Source organism: Candidatus Latescibacterota bacterium, from assembly GCA_019038625.1.
In the GTDB taxonomy this organism is placed as follows: Bacteria; Krumholzibacteriota; Krumholzibacteriia; order Krumholzibacteriales; family Krumholzibacteriaceae; genus JAGLYV01.
Genome location: JAHOYU010000005.1, coordinates 1 through 3379 on the forward strand (window position 1 = coordinate 1; position 3379 = coordinate 3379).

A 3379-nucleotide genomic window follows, 5' to 3' on the forward strand; every position below is an offset into this window, starting at 1 on the left:
GAGGATATCCCTGGGTGGTTATTCCGGTGGAGCAGCGCGATACCTATATGACTTCATTGGAAGAGGCCAGTGTTTCGGAAGATATCGTTCCCTTTGCTAGATTTCTTTCGAGTTTGATGAAGAGCATGGAATAAAATTGGCCTTGGCAAGAGGTAATCCTGGCCATCAATGCAAATTTTCCAATTGATGGTTTCCCGCTTTTTGCTTCTTCCTGAAGACCCTAATTGATTGAGCTCAATTAAAGGAATCTCCGTAAAACCCGGGGCGGTTCACTCCCTGCTAGCTCTTGCTATACAAGTCCTATTCGTCGACCAACAATCTGTTAATATCTTCCTTGGATTTTACTCGAATAACCCCCATGCGTTTATCCCAATTCCGGAGTCCGGCTAGATTGACATGAAACTTTTGTACGATTTTTCGAGCAGCGTACCGTACCAGTCGTTCGTCGTCATTGATCACGCGCATGCGACAGTGAATAAACTCGTATGCAGCATACAGAGCGAGCAAGTAGAAGAATGGCAGAATCGCAACAGTGAGGATGGGCGAAAGCAAAAACCCATGAATTGTTGAATAGGTAATCAGATCGGGCTTGTAGCGAAAGACGCTTGCGAGCGAGAACCCGACTACGGTCAGGCCATAACACACCAAGAATGCGTTGAACAACCGCTCGACAGCTTTGTACTCGTCCTTGTTCTCGGAAAACGCCTTCATTGCTACTGCGAGCGCGACTACAGGGAAACAAATTAACTCCACCCACAAGGGGAAGACATACATATTGGCTAAAAATTCCAGAAAAACGGTTAACGTAAACAACCCCTTCAATACCTTTTTGTAGTAGCCGTCCTTCCGCCATGCATCACCAGAATTTACAAACATCACCAAAGCAACACCGAAAAACCACGTGATCGTTTCTTTGAGATCACCGACGCTCCAGTAATCGACCTGCCACAGCAGGTAAACAAGTGCCACGGTGGACGCGACGAGCACCAAGAAGGAGGAAAACAGTTTGGGGTGAAAGAATGTTTGAAAAAGAGTTTTTACTGATGCTCGCACTGGACCATGAAAAAGAAACCAACCGACAAACACCAGTCCCCAAAAATAGAGGGCCAGCTCTCGATTATTGAAGATGCTCTTTAAGGTTTCCATGGTATCGCCCTCTACCCGACTGAGAGCCAAAATATTCGTATAACTTTGGCTTCAGCTGCAAACACTTGTTAGCCAATGCCCGGGATTGACCTTTGGCCTGACACCTTTGTTTTTAGAGCCATTTGTCTGTTACTGTACAATCCATCGGTCGAACACTCGCCTTCTGATTTCGAGACTTTTTCCTTGGGGAAAAACGAAATTCCATACCTGCGATGATAGCCGTACGAACTGTTGCGATTGCGCGGATTGTGAGACATGCGCTCCACCAATGGCAAAAGGACCTTTGCAACTTCGTGCATGCCCTCATTGCGTCGATTGTGGCACTCGACACAATGGCTGATTGCGCCGAGAATTATGTCGGCAAACTGCACAAATTCCGTGTGAACGGGGTGCGCTTCGAGTGATTTTGGGTCCGAGTCCACGAACTGAATAGAATTGGTCTTCACTGACACATTTTCGACGTCACGTTCCGCACACATAATAGAGTGCCAGTCAAAGTACTCGTGATTTTCTAGATTTCCTTCGGTGTCGTGAACAACTTCGTCGACAACGATTGGATGATCTGCGCCGAAATAGTATTTCAACCCCCCAATCAGCTGGGACCGAAAAAACCGATTATACATTGCGGCGTATGTCGCCGACTTCGACGAATTTTCTCCAAATGCATTTTCGTTCAAATTGTGTCGGTCAATACCGAGGATTTTCAGGTACAAAGCACCGTTTTGCTTCGCCTCATCCAGAACAATTGATGCCCACTTCTTCCCCGTGGCGACCTTTTCTCCGCGCCCACTTCTATTCAGGCCACTGAACTTTAGTTCGTGGAAGTAACTGTAGGTTGATCTCACCGCGTTGAGTAAACCACGCATGTACTCGAGACGATTACTAGGGATAAATACTAGTCCTATATAGTCCCACCGATCACACAGTTGTTTTCGCTCGTCAGCGTAAACGGTAATGGAAATTGGTGGTTTCCGGTAATCGTACACGGCCAGACATACTCAATTCATTTGGCTAACATGAGATCGCCTGTTCTATATAACTGAATAGGCTACACAAGATGCTGCGTCCACATCATTTTCATTTTATCAATTTAGGAGATCTAAGGGAACCCACAGAGGAACCCAGAAGCCTTTTTTGTCAAACTGTGGATGTTTTCATCCACCTAATCCACTCAAAAACATGCCGTTGCAAGATCACCAAATCCCTAAACCTTCTGACTGTTTATCCCTCAACTCCTCCACGGTATGTCTGTTTTGGTTTGCACCTTTGCCGCAAACTGGAAACGTTGCTTCTCAGGAGCTCACGAGAATCAGAATTGCCTCCCTGTTTAACCGTCATAAGCTTTGCCCGCGGCACGTTCAAGTTCTTTCAGTAAATCTTGCGCTCGGCTGAAAACCTCGGGCGACCCCAACGCTTGAGCCGCGATGGCGAAACTTTGGCCACAACGGTAGTACTGATTCCAGAAACTCTCCTCGTGCACCGCAACCAACGGAATATCCGGCATCCCTTCCAAGTGAAAATGCGGAGGTTTACCGCCATACATTTCCATGATCTGAGGCGACCCTCCGTGGACAAATCCAGAAAAGAGCTTGCCTATCGCCCAAACCTGCTCGGTTGCTGACACAAATTCACCGCCAACGCGAGTAGCGATAGTCGCATTTGACTGGTCGATAGCCTTTCTGACCTCCTTGCGTGTCACCCTCTTTTGGCGATTTCTAATTGAGCCCATGGGATCGTTAGTGTTCTCGAAATCGTCGGCGTAGAAGGCCTTCAGGTAGGTCTCATGAATTGCCGTTTGTTCATTCGCCACCACTGCGAGACTGAGGAACATTATGTCCTCACCAAACTCATCCAGCGTTCTCTGTAGCACGGTTGATTCCTGAAGAAAGCCTCGGTCCAAAAGAACACGAGCAGCCCGTAAACCGCTGATGTATCGAGTCAGTTTCTGAATGATCGCCTGTTCAATCGATTGCTCCACATAACGAAAAACTATCCCTTTATCTCTAGGAGCGGCCACTGGTGCCGGAACGATGTCGGCTAACAAAGCAAATAGTTCATCGAATTCCTGCATGACTTCTTTGTACACAATTTCCATTCGCCTGGACTTCCCCTGGTTTCGTAGACACTCGGAGCCCTTGAAGCGTCCAATACCACAATTGCCTGTTTACAGTTGCTGGTTAACGGAAAAGGATTTCACGAACGTCCCGCGTAGCGGGCATGTTTGTGATGTCCC

The 3379-nt window shown here is 47.4% G+C and carries 3 protein-coding genes; all 3 read right to left on the reverse strand.

Translation table 11 applies throughout. The annotated features are described in order from the left end of the window. Positions 1 to 300: 300 nt before the first annotated feature. The gene (locus KOO63_00210; GenBank protein ID MBU8920260.1) at positions 301 to 1146 is read right to left on the reverse strand and encodes a hypothetical protein; all 846 of its coding nucleotides are present in this window, start codon (positions 1144 to 1146) and stop codon (positions 301 to 303) included. 68 nt (positions 1147 to 1214) lie between these two features. After that, on the reverse strand, positions 1215 to 2012 hold the full coding sequence (locus KOO63_00215) for a hypothetical protein (GenBank protein MBU8920261.1): 798 nt from the start codon (positions 2010 to 2012) through the stop codon (positions 1215 to 1217). A 461-nt stretch (positions 2013 to 2473) separates the two neighbouring features. Continuing rightward, on the reverse strand, positions 2474 to 3241 hold the full coding sequence (locus KOO63_00220) for a hypothetical protein (GenBank protein MBU8920262.1): 768 nt from the start codon (positions 3239 to 3241) through the stop codon (positions 2474 to 2476). Between the last annotated feature and the right edge of the window lie 138 nt (positions 3242 to 3379).